Source organism: Alteribacillus iranensis, assembly GCF_900113025.1.
Taxonomy (GTDB): domain Bacteria; phylum Bacillota; class Bacilli; order Bacillales; family Marinococcaceae; genus Alteribacillus_A; species Alteribacillus_A iranensis.
This window is the reverse complement of the sequence record NZ_FONT01000009.1, coordinates 1-16,745: the sequence shown is the minus strand read 5'-3', so window position 1 is coordinate 16,745 and position 16,745 is coordinate 1. Positions and strand designations below refer to the sequence as shown.

23 protein-coding genes and 1 rRNA gene are annotated in these 16,745 nt (G+C 41.2%); 22 read left to right on the top strand and 2 right to left on the bottom strand.

Going from position 1 to position 16,745, the window contains the following annotated elements:
• The first annotated feature begins 42 nt into the window (after positions 1-42).
• The 20 genes from BM095_RS14875 to BM095_RS14780 all read left to right on the top strand — a co-directional run bounded on the left by BM095_RS14875 (position 43) and on the right by BM095_RS14780 (position 13,691).
• Positions 43-696 carry an adenylate kinase gene (locus BM095_RS14875; protein ID WP_091663637.1) on the top strand — a complete coding sequence of 218 codons (654 nt, stop codon included), beginning with the start codon at positions 43-45 and terminating at the stop codon, positions 694-696.
• Positions 693-1,439, top strand: a complete 747-nt coding sequence (gene map / locus BM095_RS14870; protein ID WP_091663634.1) for a type I methionyl aminopeptidase — start codon at positions 693-695, stop codon at positions 1,437-1,439. The genes BM095_RS14875 and map overlap by 4 nt, the downstream gene beginning before the upstream one ends.
• Before the next feature lie 19 nt (positions 1,440-1,458).
• A complete protein-coding gene (locus tag BM095_RS14865) occupies positions 1,459-1,767 on the top strand; it encodes a KOW domain-containing RNA-binding protein (RefSeq protein ID WP_091663632.1) in 309 nt (102 codons plus the stop codon).
• Between the two features lie 4 nt (positions 1,768-1,771).
• Complete coding sequence (infA, locus tag BM095_RS14860) at positions 1,772-1,990, top strand: translation initiation factor IF-1 (RefSeq protein ID WP_091663629.1); 219 nt, start codon at positions 1,772-1,774, stop codon at positions 1,988-1,990.
• Positions 1,991-2,068: 78 nt separating this feature from the next.
• On the top strand, positions 2,069-2,182 hold the full coding sequence (gene rpmJ / locus BM095_RS14855; RefSeq protein WP_091663627.1) for a 50S ribosomal protein L36: 114 nt from the start codon (positions 2,069-2,071) through the stop codon (positions 2,180-2,182).
• Positions 2,183-2,203: 21 nt separating this feature from the next.
• On the top strand, positions 2,204-2,569 hold the full coding sequence (gene rpsM / locus BM095_RS14850) for a 30S ribosomal protein S13 (protein ID WP_091663624.1): 366 nt from the start codon (positions 2,204-2,206) through the stop codon (positions 2,567-2,569).
• Positions 2,570-2,591: 22 nt separating this feature from the next.
• On the top strand, positions 2,592-2,981 hold the full coding sequence (rpsK, locus tag BM095_RS14845; protein ID WP_091663622.1) for a 30S ribosomal protein S11: 390 nt from the start codon (positions 2,592-2,594) through the stop codon (positions 2,979-2,981).
• Positions 2,982-3,170: 189 nt separating this feature from the next.
• A complete protein-coding gene (locus BM095_RS14840; protein ID WP_091663619.1) occupies positions 3,171-4,115 on the top strand; it encodes a DNA-directed RNA polymerase subunit alpha in 945 nt (314 codons plus the stop codon).
• 44 nt (positions 4,116-4,159) lie between these two features.
• Entirely contained in the window at positions 4,160-4,525 is a 366-nt protein-coding gene (gene rplQ, locus BM095_RS14835) for a 50S ribosomal protein L17 (protein WP_091663616.1), read from the top strand.
• A gap of 289 nt (positions 4,526-4,814) precedes the next feature.
• The gene (locus BM095_RS14830; RefSeq protein ID WP_091663613.1) at positions 4,815-5,633 is read left to right on the top strand and encodes an ATP-binding cassette domain-containing protein; all 819 of its coding nucleotides are present in this window, start codon (positions 4,815-4,817) and stop codon (positions 5,631-5,633) included.
• Complete coding sequence (locus BM095_RS14825) at positions 5,630-6,499, top strand: energy-coupling factor transporter ATPase (protein WP_091663610.1); 870 nt, start codon at positions 5,630-5,632, stop codon at positions 6,497-6,499. The genes BM095_RS14830 and BM095_RS14825 overlap by 4 nt, the downstream gene beginning before the upstream one ends.
• The gene (locus BM095_RS14820) at positions 6,492-7,289 is read left to right on the top strand and encodes an energy-coupling factor transporter transmembrane component T family protein (RefSeq protein WP_091663607.1); all 798 of its coding nucleotides are present in this window, start codon (positions 6,492-6,494) and stop codon (positions 7,287-7,289) included. Before BM095_RS14825 ends, BM095_RS14820 begins: the two co-directional genes overlap by 8 nt.
• An 11-nt stretch (positions 7,290-7,300) precedes the next feature.
• Positions 7,301-8,065 carry a tRNA pseudouridine(38-40) synthase TruA gene (gene truA, locus BM095_RS14815; RefSeq protein ID WP_143083240.1) on the top strand — a complete coding sequence of 255 codons (765 nt, stop codon included), beginning with the start codon at positions 7,301-7,303 and terminating at the stop codon, positions 8,063-8,065.
• 166 nt (positions 8,066-8,231) lie between these two features.
• Complete coding sequence (gene rplM / locus BM095_RS14810; RefSeq protein WP_091663604.1) at positions 8,232-8,669, top strand: 50S ribosomal protein L13; 438 nt, start codon at positions 8,232-8,234, stop codon at positions 8,667-8,669.
• 20 nt (positions 8,670-8,689) lie between these two features.
• On the top strand, positions 8,690-9,082 hold the full coding sequence (gene rpsI, locus BM095_RS14805) for a 30S ribosomal protein S9 (protein WP_091663601.1): 393 nt from the start codon (positions 8,690-8,692) through the stop codon (positions 9,080-9,082).
• Positions 9,083-9,545: 463 nt separating this feature from the next.
• A complete protein-coding gene (locus BM095_RS14800) occupies positions 9,546-10,706 on the top strand; it encodes a hypothetical protein (protein WP_091663599.1) in 1,161 nt (386 codons plus the stop codon).
• A 32-nt stretch (positions 10,707-10,738) separates the two neighbouring features.
• The gene (locus tag BM095_RS14795) at positions 10,739-11,185 is read left to right on the top strand and encodes a helix-turn-helix domain-containing protein (protein ID WP_091663596.1); all 447 of its coding nucleotides are present in this window, start codon (positions 10,739-10,741) and stop codon (positions 11,183-11,185) included.
• A 169-nt stretch (positions 11,186-11,354) separates the two neighbouring features.
• The gene (locus BM095_RS14790) at positions 11,355-11,792 is read left to right on the top strand and encodes a DUF2521 family protein (protein WP_091663594.1); all 438 of its coding nucleotides are present in this window, start codon (positions 11,355-11,357) and stop codon (positions 11,790-11,792) included.
• Positions 11,793-11,858: 66 nt separating this feature from the next.
• The gene (gene cwlD / locus BM095_RS14785; protein WP_091663591.1) at positions 11,859-12,575 is read left to right on the top strand and encodes an N-acetylmuramoyl-L-alanine amidase CwlD; all 717 of its coding nucleotides are present in this window, start codon (positions 11,859-11,861) and stop codon (positions 12,573-12,575) included.
• A gap of 66 nt (positions 12,576-12,641) precedes the next feature.
• The gene (locus BM095_RS14780; protein WP_091663588.1) at positions 12,642-13,691 is read left to right on the top strand and encodes an Mrp/NBP35 family ATP-binding protein; all 1,050 of its coding nucleotides are present in this window, start codon (positions 12,642-12,644) and stop codon (positions 13,689-13,691) included.
• Between the two features lie 248 nt (positions 13,692-13,939).
• On the opposite strand, the gene gerD is transcribed toward BM095_RS14780, so the two are convergent.
• Entirely contained in the window at positions 13,940-14,554 is a 615-nt protein-coding gene (gene gerD / locus BM095_RS14775) for a spore germination lipoprotein GerD (RefSeq protein ID WP_177194844.1), read from the bottom strand.
• Between the two features lie 159 nt (positions 14,555-14,713).
• Here gerD and BM095_RS14770 point away from each other — a divergent pair, with 159 nt between their 5' ends.
• Entirely contained in the window at positions 14,714-15,319 is a 606-nt protein-coding gene (locus tag BM095_RS14770) for a KinB-signaling pathway activation protein (protein WP_091663585.1), read from the top strand.
• A gap of 69 nt (positions 15,320-15,388) precedes the next feature.
• On the opposite strand, the gene pdaB is transcribed toward BM095_RS14770, so the two are convergent.
• Complete coding sequence (gene pdaB / locus BM095_RS14765) at positions 15,389-16,150, bottom strand: polysaccharide deacetylase family sporulation protein PdaB (protein WP_091663583.1); 762 nt, start codon at positions 16,148-16,150, stop codon at positions 15,389-15,391.
• 373 nt (positions 16,151-16,523) lie between these two features.
• Here pdaB and BM095_RS14760 point away from each other — a divergent pair.
• Positions 16,524-16,745 (top strand): 16S ribosomal RNA (locus BM095_RS14760); the annotation flags it as partial.

Below are 16,745 nucleotides of genomic sequence, written 5' to 3'. Positions count from 1 at the left end.
GCACTTGCGATTGGCTGAAATCGGTCCAATGGAGGAGATATCATGAATTTGATATTAATGGGGCTTCCTGGTGCCGGGAAAGGCACACAAGCCGAAAAGATCGTAGCAAAATATAACATCCCGCATATATCTACCGGTGATATGTTTCGTGCAGCAATTAAAGATGAAACAGAACTAGGTAAAAAAGCGAAGTCTTTCATGGATGCGGGTGAACTTGTGCCAGATGAGGTAACGGTAGGTATTGTAAAAGAACGACTGGGCAAGGATGATTGTAAAAAAGGTTTTCTTCTTGATGGATTCCCTCGGACGGTTGCTCAAGCGGAGGCTTTAGAAGATATTATGTCTTCTTTAGATAAAAAGCTAGATTACGTATTGAATATTGACGTTCCTAGAGAAAAGCTTGAAGAACGTCTTACCGGCCGGCGTGTGTCACCGGTATCAGGAAGAACGTATCACATTGTATACAATCCTCCGAAAGAAGAAGGTATCTGTGACGTGGATGGAAGTAAGCTTGTACAAAGAGACGACGACAAGCCAGAGACAGTAAAGAAACGTTTGGATGTTAATATCGAACAACAACAGCCTTTAATTGATTTTTATCAGGAAAAAGGTTATCTTCGTAATATCGATGGAGACAGAGATATAAATAAAGTGTTCGATGATATTGATGAACTGTTGAAAGGACTTCATGCATGATTATTTGTAAAACGGATCGTGAACTCGAGATAATGCGTGAGGCAGGAAGAATTGTAGCTGAAACGCATAAGGCCCTGGTGCCTCATATTAAACCGGGTATTACAACAGAGGCGTTAAATGATATCGCTGATAAGACGATTCGCCAATTTGGTGCAACTCCATCATTTAAAGGCTATAATGGGTTTACTGGCAGTGTTTGTGCTTCAGTAAATGAAGAGTTGGTACATGGAATTCCGGGCAGCCGAGAGTTACAAAAGGGGGATATCATCTCGATCGACATTGGTGCTAATTACAAAGGGTATCATGGTGATTCCGCCTGGACGTATCCGGTTGGGGACATTTCAAAAGAAGACCAGCGTCTATTGGATGTGACGGAAGAATCGCTTTATAGAGGTTTAAAAGAGGCGAAACCAAAAGGACGTTTGTCAGACATCTCCCATGCTATTCAAACCTATGTAGAAGCTAACGGGTTCTCTGTCGTCCGCGAATATGTAGGGCATGGTGTGGGGCAGGACTTGCATGAAGATCCGCAAATTCCGCATTTTGGTCCACCAGGGAAGGGGCCGCGTCTCAAACCTGGGATGGTACTGGCGATAGAACCAATGGTCAATGCGGGAGAGCGCTATGTGCATACTCTTTCTGATAAATGGACAGTGGTTACGACTGATGGCAAAAACTGCGCTCATTTCGAACACACCATTGCGATAACAAGTACAGGTTATGAGATTTTAACAAAAGCCTGACATTAAAGGTGATAGTAAAATGAGTGAAGCTGAATCTACGCCGGAAGTCGGTCAGATCGTGCATATTAAACGTGGACGGGACGCTGGGAATTTTGCGATTATTATCGGTATAGTAGATGAACGCTTTATACTCCTAGCTGACGGGGAAAAGCGTAAGTATGATCGGGCAAAGAAAAAGAACATTCATCACGTAGAGCTTTGTTCGTATATATCCGATGAAGTCAAGCGCAGCATAGAAGATACCGGACGTGTAACCAATGGTAAAATCAGGCATGCTCTTGTCTCTTATAGAAAAGAGCACCCAGAATTACTGAAGGAGGGAAAGTAAATCCATGGCCAAAGATGATGTGATTGAAATGGAAGGAACAGTTCTTGAGCCACTTCCAAATGCCATGTTTCGTGTAGAACTCGAAAATGGCCATAAAATTTTAGCTCATGTTTCTGGGAAAATTCGTATGCACTTCATTCGAATCCTTCCTGGAGATAAAGTGACTGTGGAAATTTCACCCTACGATTTATCCCGCGGGCGTATTACGTACCGTTACAAATAAACCGATAAAAAATGATGTTCATAAGTCCGTGCTACGTACTCTCGCATGTACTCCGCGCAGTTAAGGAGGTAAATGGACATGAAGGTAAGACCATCCGTCAAGCCAATGTGTGAAAAGTGCAAGGTCATTCGCCGAAAAGGTTCGGTAATGGTTATTTGCTCTAACCCAAAACACAAACAAAGACAAGGATAAAATTAAAGGAGGTGCTCATAGATGGCACGTGTAGCAGGTGTTGATATTCCGCGCGACAAACGTATTGCTATCTCCCTTACGTACGTGTATGGGATTGGTAAATCTCTTGCGCTGGAAATCTTAAAAGAAGCAAATGTGAACGAAAATACACGCGTTCGTGATCTCACAGAAGAAGAACTCGCGAGAATCCGCAGCGTTATGGACAACTATACCGTTGAAGGTGACCTTCGTCGAGAAAAGTCTCTGAATATCAAACGTTTGATTGAAATCGGAAGTTATCGTGGTATCCGTCACCGTCGCGGTTTGCCGGTGAGAGGACAAAACACAAAGAACAACTCTCGTACTCGTAAAGGCCCGCGTCGTACAGTAGCGAACAAGAAAAAATAACAGGTAAAGGAGGTAGCAAACTATGGCTAAAACGAAAAACACTCGTAAACGTCGTCAACGTAAAAATATTGAATCCGGTGTAGCGCATATTCGCTCTACTTTCAATAACACAATCGTGACGATCACAGACACACAGGGAAATGCGATTTCCTGGGCTAGTGCTGGTGGACTTGGTTTCAAAGGTTCTCGTAAATCTACACCATTTGCTGCTCAAATGGCAGCAGAAACTGCAGCAAAAGCGGGCATGGAGCATGGATTGAAGACAGTGGAAGTAGCTGTTAAAGGACCAGGAGCAGGCCGTGAAGCAGCAATTCGTTCTCTACAGGCTGCTGGACTTGAAGTAAGCGTCATTCGCGATGTGACTCCAGTTCCTCATAATGGCTGCCGTCCGCCGAAACGTCGCAGAGTATAACCCGCAGGAGTATAGTTTTTCCTGAAATGTCAATAATGGGTAAGGAATGCATATGGTCGGGACCCCCTTACGCATTGTTGACGAGTAAGGTCCACAAAAGTGTCGGGAACTGCCAATGCAAAATTCCGGAGAACAGAAAACTGATGTTTAGCCGGAGTTTGGACGTTTTCAAGGAGGGTATACTGCATAATGATCGAAATCGAAAAGCCTAATATTGAAACGGTTGAGTTAAGCGAGGACGTCAAATACGGAAAATTTGTCGTAGAACCGCTCGAACGCGGATATGGCACTACTTTAGGTAACTCCTTGCGTCGTATCTTATTATCCTCCCTTCCAGGAGCAGCTGTAACTACAGTTCAAATCGATGGAGTTCTCCATGAATTCTCTACTATCGAAGGGGTAGTGGAAGATGTTACTACGATCATTTTGAACTTAAAGAAGCTGGCCCTGAAGATATACTCCGATGAAGAGAAAGTTCTTGAGATTGATGCGCAGGGCGAGGGTGTTGTCACCGCTAGAGATATTACCCATGACAGTGACGTTGATATTTTGAATCCGGATTTGCATATCGCTACGATGACGAGTGGAGCCAACCTTCATATGAGGTTAACAGCTAAACGCGGCCGTGGCTATGTTCCGGCAGAAGGGAACAATAGTGATGATCTGCCAATCGGTGTTTTGCCTGTTGATTCCATTTATACCCCAGTGTCACGGGTGAACTATCAAGTAGAGAATACTCGTGTCGGTCAAATTACGAACTACGACAGGCTAACATTAGATGTTTGGACAGATGGGAGCATTCGTCCGGAAGAGGCTGTATCACTCGGTGCAAAGATTATGAATGAACATCTGAATATCTTTATTGGATTAACAGATCAAGCACAAAATGCCGAGATTATGGTGGAAAAAGAAGAAGACCAGAAGGAAAAAGTGCTTGAGATGACCATTGAAGAATTAGATCTATCTGTTCGTTCCTATAACTGTCTCAAACGTGCTGGGATTAATACGGTGCAAGAACTTACTCAGAAATCAGAAGAAGATATGATGAAAGTTCGAAATCTGGGACGAAAATCTCTCGAAGAAGTACAAGAGAAATTAGCTGAACTAGATCTTGGTCTTCGTAAAGATGATTAAATGACACTTACCGATTAGTGTCTCTAAAAAGGAGGGGAATATACATGTCTGCATACGCAAAGCTTGGACGTGACAGCTCAGCACGTAAGGCATTGTTCCGCGATTTAGCGACAGATCTTATCATCAATGAACGTATTGAAACAACGGAAGCAAAAGCGAAAGAATTGCGCTCTATTGTTGAGAAGATGGTAACTCTTGGCAAACGTGGAGATTTGCATGCCCGTCGTCAAGCTGCTCAATTTATTCGTAAGGAAACGGCTGATGAAGAAAGCGGCAAAGATGCGGTTCAAAAGCTTTTTGATGACATCGCACCACGTTATGAAGATCGTCAAGGTGGTTATACACGTGTCCTAAAACTTGGACCTCGTCGTGGAGACGCGTCTGAAATGGCGATTATTGAATTTGTATAAGCGTTTCGACGTTTATACTTTCTTTTCGTAAGGGCAAGTTAAATATTTTCATCTGAGGGCAGGACTATACCTTTTAAAGGATTAGGTCTGTGCCCTTTTTTTATATACTTCTCCCACCTAATGACTCTAGAGTCACTCTATCGGAAAAGGTGAGACGACGAGGACAACTCACTACCGGCAGGTGATTGCTCGGTACCCACCAGTCTTCCAACTCTTGTGTAATAAACGTCAACTTATTATAATAACTATGTTAACGTTTTTGACTATAGAGAGAAACAGGTGAAACCCCATGACAGCTGTGTCTTTTAATCATGTCTCTTTCCGTTATGAGGAAGAGTCAGATTGGGTTCTTGAAGATGTGAATGCTGAAATAGAAGAAGGAGAATGGGTATCTATTATAGGCCCAAACGGTTCAGGAAAATCTACACTCTCTCGGATGTGTAATGGGTTATTATCTCCAGTGGAGGGCGAGGTTTTCATCGAAGGTAAACCAGTTCGTCCAGGAGAAGAGCTCGCGCTTCTTCGGCAAAAAGTTGGAATGGTTTTTCAAAACCCGGACCATCAATTTGTCGCTCCCACGGTGAAAGATGATATCGCTTTTGGGATGGAGAACGCCGGTGTTCCTAGAAATGAAATGGTAGAGAGAATAGAAAAAGCGGCAATGCAAACAGGCATTGAAAAGATTTTAGACGCTGAGCCTCATCGTTTATCTGGAGGACAGAAGCAAAGGGTAGCCATCGCAGGGACATTAGTATTACACCCCACATTATTAATATTAGATGAAGCCACTTCTATGCTCGATCCGCAAGGAAAAAGAGAAGTAATGAATATCCTTAAAGATCTTCACCGTCGTGATCGTATCACTATTCTCCATGTGACTCATGACTTGCGTGAAGCGGCGATAGGAACTCGCATCTGGCTGATGAGATTTGGAAACATTGCAATAGATCTGGATAGCAATACAATGCTTGACCAGATGAATCAGTTTGACACGAACGACATTCCGCTTCCCTATGAATTTCATTTACTTCAGGAATTGAGGCGGAGACACTGCAAAGAAGAGGCTGGTTTGGTTAAACGGTATATAAGGGATGGCATTGCCTTATGAGAATAGTATTTGAGAAAACAAGCTATACATACATGGAGAATACCCCTTTGGAGAAAAGAGCATTACACGAGGTCTCGACCACCTTTCCTAGTGGGGAAATCATAGCAGTGATCGGTAGAACAGGCTCAGGGAAATCCACGCTCGTTCAACACATCAATGGCTTACTCCGACCAAGTCAAGGGAAGGTAACGATAGGCGAAAGAACAGTGGATCCGAAGACGAAGAAAAAGCAAATTCAAAAACTGCGTGAAAATGTCGGTATGGTCTTTCAATACCCGGAACACCAGCTGTTTGAGGAAACAGTAGAAAAAGATATCATCTTTGGTCCGCTCAATGCCGGGACGTCTGAACAACAAATAAAAAAACAAGTGCCTATGCTCATTCAACGAGTAGGTTTGGATGAGTCACTGCTTCATCAGTCCCCGTTTCATTTGAGTGGGGGACAGATGCGCCGAGCGGCCATTGCCGGCGTCTTAGCGATGAATCCTCAAGTATTAATTTTAGATGAGCCTACCGCTAGCCTGGATCCCAAAGGAAAGCAAGAAATCATCGAATTATTGAAAGAGTGGCATGAAGAGAAGCGTCTCACGATTATCATTGTTACTCATGATATGGAGGAAGTTGCTGACATTGCGAGCCGGGCAGTGGTCATGCATGACGGCAGGATAGCAATGGAAGGGCATGCCCAAGAAATTTTTGAACAACAAGGGAGGCTGGAAGCATTAGGATTAGACCTCCCTCCACGTTTAAAAGTTTTAAGTTATATTAGCGTGAAAACAGGAGTTCCTTTCTCTAGCTGGTCTCTTTCTCCAGAGAAAGCAGCCACAGAGGTGAATGCATCTAGGAAGGGAAATAAGGATGTTTAAACATATCATTATTGGCCAATACTTACCTGGCAATTCCTTTCTGCACCGCATGGATGCTCGAGCTAAGTTAATCGCCGTTTTATTGATGATAATGGTTATATTTTTAGCAGATACATGGAGAGGGTACGGTGCAGTAACAGTGGGAACAGTAGGAGTTTGGATGATCTCAGGAGTTCCCCTTCGCTATATTTTAAAAGGAATGTACCCGATACTCATTTTAATAGTTGGTACTTTTCTTCTGCATGCCTTTCTTACGCAAGAAGGAGAAGTGATTGCGACAGTGGGCGCTTTCTCTGTTTACAGCGGAGGGATCGAGCAAGGACTGTTTATTGGACTGAGATTGTTTTTTCTTGTATTAGTGACATCGTTATTAACGCTGACAACAAGTCCGATAGATTTAACAGATGGTTTGGAACAGATGCTCCAGCCGTTAAAACGCTTTGGCGTTCCTGCTCACGAGGTAGCGTTAATGATGTCCATTGCTATCCGATTCATCCCGACATTATTTCAAGAAGCCGAGAAGATAATAAAAGCCCAGACAGCTAGAGGCGCCAAATTCAATAGTGGAAGTATGAAACAAAGAACACAAGCTATGATATCCCTTCTAGTACCTTTGTTTATAAGAGCTTTTAAACGCGCAGAAGATTTAGCACTTGCTATGGAGGCGAGAGGGTACAATGGAGGAGAAAAGCGCACAAAGCTTCGAGCGCTGACCTGGAGACGAAAAGATACGATAGCGTGTCTCATAGTCGCAGTGTCAGCAGTGCTTTTGTTTTTCTTCCAGAGATAGGGAGGGTAAAGATGCAAAGAATAAAGGCGGTCGTCAGTTATGATGGAACCGATTTTTCAGGTTGGCAAGTACAGCCTGAAAAACGCACAGTCCAAAGTGAGATAGAGAAAGCACTTACTAAGATACATAAGGGTTCTCATGTAGAAGTAACGGCCTCTGGGAGAACCGATGCATCGGTCCATGCCCTCGGCCAAGTTATGCATTTCGACACTCCCTTATGCATACCAGACGAAAAATGGCCGAAAGCAATAAACAGTCACTTACCGGAAGATGTATATGTTTTGGCGGCTGAGCGTACAACGGCAGATTTTCACGCTCGATTCGATGCTATCGAAAAAGAGTATATTTATCGTGTGCAGACGAACAGTCAACCAGATATCTTTCGACGTCGGTACACTTTATTTTATCCTTATCCATTGAATATAGAGAACATGAAGCAAGCCGCAGAACATTTGGTAGGAACACATGATTTTACTTCGTTCTGTGCGTCGGGGACCGATGTAAAAGACATGGTCCGGACAGTTTACAAGATAGATATACTAGAGGATAGGGATGAACTGCAGTTTGTTCTTAGAGGAAATGGCTTTCTTTATAACATGGTTCGTATCATGGTAGGTACGTTGCTCGAAGTGGGCAGAGGAAAAAAGGCCCCTCATGATATAAGTGAGTTATTAGCAGCAAGAGATAGAGGAAAAGCGGGCAAAACAGTGCCGGGTCATGGACTGTTCCTTGCAGAAGTAAAATATAAAAACCGAGTTTCTTCAAACTATGCGTAAAGGTGCAGGAAGCGCACTTTTTCCTTATTGACATTTGCTCACCGTTATTATATGATGTTACTTGGCATTTCACGTCCCACTAGCCCCGGGATCGGAAATGATGAACGAAATAATAAGACAACGTATAAATAGACAAATGGATACATGAATTCTAGGAGGGACACTCATGCGCACAACCTATATGGCTAAGCCAAGCGAAATAGAGCGTAAGTGGTTTGTAATTGACGCAGAAGGCCAAACGTTAGGGCGTCTGTCCAGTGAAGTAGCAGCTCTTCTTCGTGGAAAGCACAAGCCTCAATATACCCCGCACATTGACACGGGAGATAACGTAATTATTATTAATGCTGAGAAGATTAAACTTACTGGTAACAAACTTCAAGACAAGATGTACTATCGTCACAGTCATTATGCAGGCGGATTGAAAGAAACTCGCGCTTCTGAAATGCTTGCTAAAAAGCCAGAACAAATTATTGAACTTGCAGTAAAAGGTATGCTTCCTAAAGGCTCACTTGGACGTAAACAAGCGAAGAAATTACACGTGTACGCCGGATCGGAACATAAGCAACAAGCACAACAGCCAGAGAAGTACGAACTTCGCGGCTAATTTAGAGGGAGGGAATTATTTTGGCACAAGTCCAATACTACGGTACAGGCCGTCGTAAAAACTCTGTCGCCCGCGTTTTCGTCGTGCCTGGCGACGGCAAAATCACAGTAAACAATCGTGACATTGATGAATATTTTAACCTGGAAACATTAAAGCTCGTTGTAAAACAGCCTCTCAGTGAAACTGGCACAGAAGGTCAGTACGATGTGAAGGTAAACGTAAATGGTGGAGGTTTCACAGGACAAGCAGGAGCGATCCGTCACGGAATTGCTCGCGCGTTGCTTGAAGCAGATCCTGATTTCCGTAAACCGCTCAAAGAAGCAGGTTTTCTTACTCGTGATGCTCGTATGAAAGAACGTAAGAAATACGGACTCAAGTCTGCACGTCGTGCACCTCAGTTCTCTAAGCGTTAATATAATTGTTATGACCTCTTCCCGAAAAATGGGGAAGAGGTTTTTTTATGTTGAAATTTGTTAGAACCCTCTTTTCTTCTTTACTGCCTCCTTTTTCCCCAAATTGAGTTATATACAAAATTATCACTACTATAAAAGGTAACAACTATATTATTTCATGGATTTGAGTACTTGCTTCAGCTGACTTTTAGCAGTCCGTTTCCTTGGTGGGGTATTGTTACTCGGTATTCGTCCATCGAGGAAAGGTGGAATATGAAAAAAATAAAAAAATCCATTTTATAAAAAGAATATTTTTCTTAATATATAGTTGATAATGATTTTCAATATCAAAAAGAGCAGTCCATCTTTTATAAGATAATGGAAAATGAAACGGAGGGGATATTCCGAAAGAGTTTTAAACCAACTCGTACTCACTTAGTGAAAAATACATTCAGGTAAGGGATATCTTAAAAGGGGGATACCTATGGATGACAGAAAGTGTTTATATCCAAGTTTTTTGTGTTTAATGGCACTCATTATTTGTAGTACTTCAGTCTTTCTTCCGGGAGAAACCGATGCTGCGATATATTCTGTAAGTGATGAAAGCCAAAAAAGTGAAAATAATGATATAGTCAATTATCATGAATCTTTTAGAAATAGAATACTTATCGAAGTAGCAAACTCTGCTCTTAAAGCTGCCTCTCAGCACAAAGAAATGATTGCCGCAAGAAGAGGGTTGGCTATAATGGATGTTACACCTTTAAGTAATGATGGTCGTTATTTAGAAATCACATTTAATAAACCAATTAAGACCATTGACAAGTTTAATATCAATATTGTTAATAGACGATCTCATCAAAGGCACGGGGTGGAAGAAATTCAAGTCATAGAAGATGGATATAAAGCAATTTTAACGCTTTATCAGTCAGCGGGCTTAAAAAGATTAACCGATTACTCTATTGAAATATTGATCGACAATGAACCTATAACTCATCAGTTACACTGGACGAAATTCATAAATAAGGCGAAAATCAATCATTTAAGTGTGGAAGACATTAAAGATCGAACGATTATCATCCAAGATGAAAAAGGTGAAAGAAAAGTTGTGAAAGTTCCAGAGACAATAGACTTTGATTTTGTGAATGCATACAATAAAGAACTCACGATTGAGGTTAACGGGGACAATGAAATGGTAGCATTTAAAAATCTCTCAAAGGATAAGAAAATAAAAAGAAAAAAAGCCTTTATTGGCCAATATGAACTTAATGAACGAATGCTTGTTGGTCAAATAGAAAATAATATAGCTTCTGGTTCTAATCAAGTGATTGATTTAGATAACTTTATTATTGTTAAAGATCATCAATTAATAGAGCCAACAGAGATTCAAGCAGAAGATGTATTACTCTTTAACGACAAGGAGAAAGTGGCGGAAGTCTATAATCAGATGATAGTTGGAAAAATAGAAAATATTTTCGACCGGTCAATAGAAATAAGTGGTGAGAGCTATGACTATGAAGGCTACCTTATTATGGAGAATGGAAAACTTAAACATTTCACTTCTAAAGTAGCAGAAGATATCAAGGGGCATGTGACTCTTTATTTAGATCCTAATGATAACATCGTGTTCGTATCAAAAAATAAATAGTATGAATGTGAGATGGGAGGACTACGTATTGTATGACGAAAACACCACATTTTCGTAATGCAAAGAGTGGTAGTGTGCAAATGAAAACCAGCGTTCTTTTTAAAAAACTAAATAGTAGTGCCGATGTGCGAACAGAAGATTGTTTAGCGATCATACAGAAATACATTGACGAGCATTATTATGAGTGCATTGAAATAAATGATTTAGTGAAATTATCCAGGTTAAACACCAGTTTGTTTTATTATAAATTCAAAAAACATACGGGTTTTACTCCTCTGCAATACATTACTCATAAAAGAATAAATAAAGCGAAACATCTGTTACTATCTACATCAATGAAGATATATGATGTAGCTCATGCAGTTGGCTACAAAGACAGTTATTATTTTAGCCGAATGTTTAAACGAATGGTTGGTGTTTCGCCGCAAAAATTTAAGCATTTAAAGATAAGAGAGACAAAATCCCGGGTTCGGTCTTGATCACTCTTCCTTTAGATAGAGGCTGTAATATACTATCCCCCTAAAACCTTCGTCTTATAGTGGTTATTTTTTCTATGGCCTGTTCCTTACTTGCGCATTACTGCTGGTAAACACCGGCTGTATGTGAGCATGTGATGAACACATACTACATACCGAAGGGGGAGGTTTTATGGGGACAGTAGTTGCGTTGGAACCTCATCGTATGAAAAAAGAGTGGGAGGAAGAGAAAAAATTATTAAAAGAGATAAACGTTCAAGAACTCCAGATGTCAGCTAAAAAAATATTTGTCCCAGTTTTAGATACGTTTCACTTTTCCTATTCGTTCTTAGAAGAAGCTTGTATGGACTTAGCGTTAGAAGCTTTTTTATCCGGAGGTAAATTTAGTAAATATGTTGTAGATAATACACTGCCTTTTCGTTATAAGATCCAGGCTGCTGTGTTTATAAAAAATATAGCAAATGAGCTGTATACGTTTATGAGTGGCTGGGTAGAAGAACCGACCATAAACGAAGAACAGCTAAGATCAGCTGTAGAAGAATTTGTCACATTCTGGTGGCATAAAGGATTAGAAGCTGGAACGAAAAGACGGAGATTAGGCTTTAAATAGAGCATAATCATCCCGCTCCTTCATATATATAAAACAAGCTATGCAGGAAAAAGGAGCGGGACATTTATGAAAAAATGGCTCGGAGCTGCCATTATAATTATAGTTTTTTCAAGTGCAGTTTTTATTATTCAGGATCAATTATTAACGAAGGATTCATCTGGTGGTTGGAATACGCCGATTTCAGGAAAAGTGTTTATTTTAGACCCAGGCCATGGCGGGGTAGACGGCGGAGCTACAAGCAAAGATGGATTTCAAGAAAAAGAAGCAGCACTTGAAGTAAGTTTGATGCTTCGTGAATATTTACAGGAAGCAGGAGCTATTGCGATCATGACCCGAGAAGGAGATTATGATCTCTCTGGGGATGAGGTGCGGGGATACAGCAAACGAAAAACAGCGGACCTCCACAAGCGAGCGGAAATTATTAATGAAAGCGGAGGGGACATGTTTATCAGCTTGCATTTAAATGCCATTCCTTCTCCTCGGTGGAGTGGAGCCCAAACATTTTATCATCCTCGGGTGCCTACAAATGAACATACAGCAAAATTAGTTCAAGAACAATTGGTGGATAATTTGGCTAATACAAATCGACAAGCACAATCCATAGAAGGGGTTTTTATTTTAGAGCAAGCCGATATTCCGGGAGTACTTGTTGAAATTGGATTCTTATCTAATCCGGCAGAAGCTCAAGCACTACAAACAAGAGAGTATCAGAATAAAATTGCTGTTTCCATTTATGAGGGCCTTCTTCGGCACTATAGCGAATACCCTATGCACGAAGATTGAAATATACAGCGCTTTCGGGGTATGCTATAGAAAGATTAAATTAGTGCCGTAAGGATGGTGTCCGTATTGTTAACTGAGGAAAAAGTACTTGAGGCTTTAAAAGAAATAAAAGACCCGGACCTCCAGAAAAGTATTGTAGATACAGGAGGCATTAGAGAACTTAAGATAAAAGAAGATAATGTCAGCCTTAAAATTGCATTGGCAAAGACCGGGACAGCAGAACAAATGCAGCTTCAGCAGCAAGTAGTACAAGCCGTGAAAAATGCCGGTGCAGATTCTGTTGGACTTCGATTTGATAATTTAACCGATGAAGAAATTGAGAAAGCGGGCGGAGTGAAGTCAAATCAAGGCTCTTCTTTACTTTCAGAAGATAGCACTACTGAATTTATTGCAATTGCCAGCGGTAAAGGTGGAGTTGGGAAATCCACGGTATCTGTCAACGTGGCTACGTCACTCGCACGAATGGGGAAAAAGGTCGGGATTATTGATGCCGACATATACGGCTTTAGTGTACCGGATATGATGGGGATTGAACAGCGGCCAACAGTGAAAGCGGAGCGCATCTATCCCGTCGAGCGTTTCGGTGTAAAAGTAATTTCGATGGGCTTTTTTGTAGAAGATAATGCGCCAGTTGTGTGGCGTGGTCCCATGTTAGGTAAGATGTTGAATAACTTCTTTTCAGAAGTGGAATGGGGCGAGCTCGATTACTTAATTCTAGACCTTCCTCCAGGTACAGGTGACGTCGCACTCGATATTCACACGATGCTTCCTGAATGTAAAGAGATTATAGTAAGCACCCCGCATCCGACCGCAGCATTTGTTGCAGCTCGTGCTGGCGGTATGGCTATAAAAACAAACCATGAGATATTAGGTGTTATTGAAAACATGTCTTATTTGGAGAGTAAGGTCACCGGCGAAAGAGAATACGTATTCGGACAAGGCGGTGGTGAACGGTTATCAGAAGAGCTGAAGACAGAGCTGTTAGGTCAAATCCCACTCGGTCAGCCGGAAATTGATGAAGACGATTTTGCGCCGTCAGTGTATGATGCTGATCACCCTATTGGCAAAATCTACGGTGAAATCACGAAACGAATTACTGAGAAAGTTGGGAAATAAAAACATACACTCTGCTTAAATAGGATTGGTTTTTTCGAGAAGATTCTCTGTTCTTTGTGATGAAAGGGCTGTGGACCAAACAGAACGATACGTAGTCATTCATCCACTATTGAGGACAATGTAACGGCTCGGAACTCCGGCTAAATTGGGGTGCCTAAATGTTAGATTTCCCTAACGTAATAAAAATGAACGCTGCCATGCTGAAGAGAAATCTTCTGCATCGCAGCGTTTTTCATTCATGGTACCTTTTATGAGCCGCCTCCTTCCTGGTTACCGCCAGATTCACTGCCGCCTTTTTCTTCTTTACTCATTTGTTCTTCGGCAACTTTTCCTAAAACCTCACTAATCTTCGCCTTAAAATGTGGGCTTTCAAACGCTTCAGTCATAACTGTCATCACTTGTTGGCGATACTCCTTACTTTTTAAAAGCTCAAGGATAGCTTTCTCCATCTCAGGGTCTTTCATAACGTCCATCATCATCGTCTGATATTCTGGATCTTTCATTAGTCCTTTGAGAAGTTTTTCGTTTTCTTTTTGCATACTTTCAGCAAATGTTTTCGTGAACTCAGGATCTTTCATAATTTCTTGCCAGAATGCTTTTCCTTTTTCAGACGTTAGTGTCGTTTCTATGGTTTTTTTTACAGTGGGTTCATCTATAATGAGATTCTCTCTCAGCTTTTCATCTTTTAAAATTTCACGCATAGCACTTTTGCCGTCATCACTCTTTAACAAATCAATCATCATCTTTTTTGTGTTCTCATAATCGGTGTCACCAGAGCCTTGATTTTCTGCCTGAGCAGCACATCCAAACAAAAAACTGATGCAAACAAGAAGAGCCAAACTTAATTTTATATAACGCATCATGAGGAATGCGCTCCTTTCTTACGTTTCTCTGAGTGATATTGTTTATTTTGGGACAGATGTGAAAAATTATTCACAACAAGATGCTTGTATAGATTTTTAACAGTTAGGTTGGTAAAATCAATACGATAGGATGACGAACGACGAGGAGAGCGATTGACTTTGAATTCAAGGAAACTCGTATATTTATTTTTTACTACCTTAGTTATCGGTGCTGCAGCCGGAACGATAACAGGTGTTTTACTTGATACGGAGACATACTTTAGTGGTGGGTTTTTAAATTTCTTATTTGGAACTTTATGGATGTTTGGTATATGTGCTGCGATTAGTCTCGTTGCTCAAATGGGCTTTTTTGCATATTTAACGTTTCACCGATTAGCACTTGGACTATTTAAGTCAGTTCGACTTTGGAACTGGGTTCAGGCTGTCCTCGTGGTATTTGTGTTTTTTGATTTGATTTATTTACGCTACATCGCGTTTGCTTCGGAAGACGAGACACTTTGGGGTTATATGGTAATGCCTGTTTTACTGTTAGTTTTTTCATTAATAGTGGCGTATCAAAAACAGAAGGAAACGAATAAAGAGACATTTTTATCTGCTTTATTCTTTATGTATGTCATCACGACGATTGAATGGATTCCGGCATTAACAGTAAATGCTGTGAATGAATCAAAATGGTTATGGATTTATCTGGCACCTCTTTTGACTGCAAATACATGGCAGTTGCTAACGCTACATCGACTGACAAGAGAGCCAAATAAAAAATAGGTTTATTTACACAAGTACCAGGGGCCGTTTATGAAAGACGACCCCTGGTTTTTACGTATTGGACATCCACTAATTTATTTCTTGTACCGAGCCATCTGCTTGGGATATAAGCTCTTCTAGTTCCACAAATTGATAACCTTCTGCCTGTACTTTCTCGATAATTTGAGGCAAGGCTTCACCTGTTTGTTTAGCGGAGTCGGAAGCGTGTAGTAAAACGACGTCACCTGGCTGAATGTTTCTCGTAATACTAGTTACAATGGTATCGACCCCGGGGTTTTTCCAATCGTCTCCCCCGATACTCCAATGGATGGTGTCATAGCCAAAACGATCTATGATTTCTAAGACCTCTTGGTTAATGTCGCCGTGAGGGGGGCGAAAAAAAGTTACATCCTCTTCCGTAACATCTTTTATCTTCTTGTGACTTAAATTTAAATCTCTTACTATTTCTTCATTATCCATTCTCGGATAATGTTCAAAACGATAGCCGTGATTACCGAGAGTATGTCCATCCTCAACCATTCGTTCCACAATGTCAGGGTGTCGTTCTGCCCACGCTCCTGATATAAAGAAAGCTGCTTTTATATCATGGTCTTTCAGGGTGTCGAGTATAGGAATGGCCCTCTGTTCTCCCCAGCTAATATTAAATGTTAACGCTATTTCTTTTTCATCAATCTCTGCCCTGTAAAAAGCAGCGGGCCCATCTTTCGTAGAAAATACAGGTAAGAAGGATTGATTGAGTAGTAGCCCTCCAGTCAACACACATAGTATTAAGACGAGGAGGAAATAGAATTTGCTGTTTTTACTACGAATAAACCACACTTTTTTTGCCACTTCATCCCTCTCCCTTCAGATGTCTCTTGGCTAATATGTATGTAGAAGAGGACAAGATATGTGTAAAATATAAGAGCCGCTGGAGGAAATGATCTTTTAAAAATCACTTTAAAAAAAATTGTTGACTCTTGGAGAGGATAATGTTAAATTATTAAATGCGCCTCAAGAGAGAGTGCTTCGCTAAGCAAGCGGAAGGCGCAAAAAAAGTTATTGACATCATTAAGTAACGGTGTTATTATTAATAAGTCGCCGGAGAGAACGGCGAATGAATGGTTGTCCTTTGAAAATTGAATGAAAGTCAAGCGTCTGTTAATTTCTTTATAAAAGAAACAAAGCGAGCAATCGCTTTACAGCTTGTATCAAATAATCCAATTTTATGGAGAGTTTGATCCTGGCTCAGGACGAACGCTGGCGGCGTGCCTAATACATGCAAGTCGAGCGCGGGAAGCAGGCAGATCCCTTCGGGGTGACGCCTGTGGAACGAGCGGCGGACGGGTGAGTAACACGTGGGCAACCTGCCTTAGAGACTGGGATAACCCCGGGAAACCGGGGCTAATACCGGATAATCAAAAGAATCGCATGATTCTTTTGTAAA

Coding starts and splice junctions, on each gene's coding strand:
- BM095_RS14875 (WP_091663637.1), top strand. CDS start 43: ATGAATTTGATATTAATGGGGCTTCCTGGTGCCGGGAAAGGCACACAA.
- map (WP_091663634.1), top strand. CDS start 693: ATGATTATTTGTAAAACGGATCGTGAACTCGAGATAATGCGTGAGGCA.
- BM095_RS14865 (WP_091663632.1), top strand. CDS start 1,459: ATGAGTGAAGCTGAATCTACGCCGGAAGTCGGTCAGATCGTGCATATT.
- infA (WP_091663629.1), top strand. CDS start 1,772: ATGGCCAAAGATGATGTGATTGAAATGGAAGGAACAGTTCTTGAGCCA.
- rpmJ (WP_091663627.1), top strand. CDS start 2,069: ATGAAGGTAAGACCATCCGTCAAGCCAATGTGTGAAAAGTGCAAGGTC.
- rpsM (WP_091663624.1), top strand. CDS start 2,204: ATGGCACGTGTAGCAGGTGTTGATATTCCGCGCGACAAACGTATTGCT.
- rpsK (WP_091663622.1), top strand. CDS start 2,592: ATGGCTAAAACGAAAAACACTCGTAAACGTCGTCAACGTAAAAATATT.
- BM095_RS14840 (WP_091663619.1), top strand. CDS start 3,171: ATGATCGAAATCGAAAAGCCTAATATTGAAACGGTTGAGTTAAGCGAG.
- rplQ (WP_091663616.1), top strand. CDS start 4,160: ATGTCTGCATACGCAAAGCTTGGACGTGACAGCTCAGCACGTAAGGCA.
- BM095_RS14830 (WP_091663613.1), top strand. CDS start 4,815: ATGACAGCTGTGTCTTTTAATCATGTCTCTTTCCGTTATGAGGAAGAG.
- BM095_RS14825 (WP_091663610.1), top strand. CDS start 5,630: ATGAGAATAGTATTTGAGAAAACAAGCTATACATACATGGAGAATACC.
- BM095_RS14820 (WP_091663607.1), top strand. CDS start 6,492: ATGTTTAAACATATCATTATTGGCCAATACTTACCTGGCAATTCCTTT.
- truA (WP_143083240.1), top strand. CDS start 7,301: ATGCAAAGAATAAAGGCGGTCGTCAGTTATGATGGAACCGATTTTTCA.
- rplM (WP_091663604.1), top strand. CDS start 8,232: ATGCGCACAACCTATATGGCTAAGCCAAGCGAAATAGAGCGTAAGTGG.
- BM095_RS14800 (WP_091663599.1), top strand. CDS start 9,546: ATGGATGACAGAAAGTGTTTATATCCAAGTTTTTTGTGTTTAATGGCA.
- BM095_RS14795 (WP_091663596.1), top strand. CDS start 10,739: ATGACGAAAACACCACATTTTCGTAATGCAAAGAGTGGTAGTGTGCAA.
- BM095_RS14790 (WP_091663594.1), top strand. CDS start 11,355: ATGGGGACAGTAGTTGCGTTGGAACCTCATCGTATGAAAAAAGAGTGG.
- cwlD (WP_091663591.1), top strand. CDS start 11,859: ATGAAAAAATGGCTCGGAGCTGCCATTATAATTATAGTTTTTTCAAGT.
- gerD (WP_177194844.1), bottom strand. CDS start 14,554: ATGATGCGTTATATAAAATTAAGTTTGGCTCTTCTTGTTTGCATCAGT.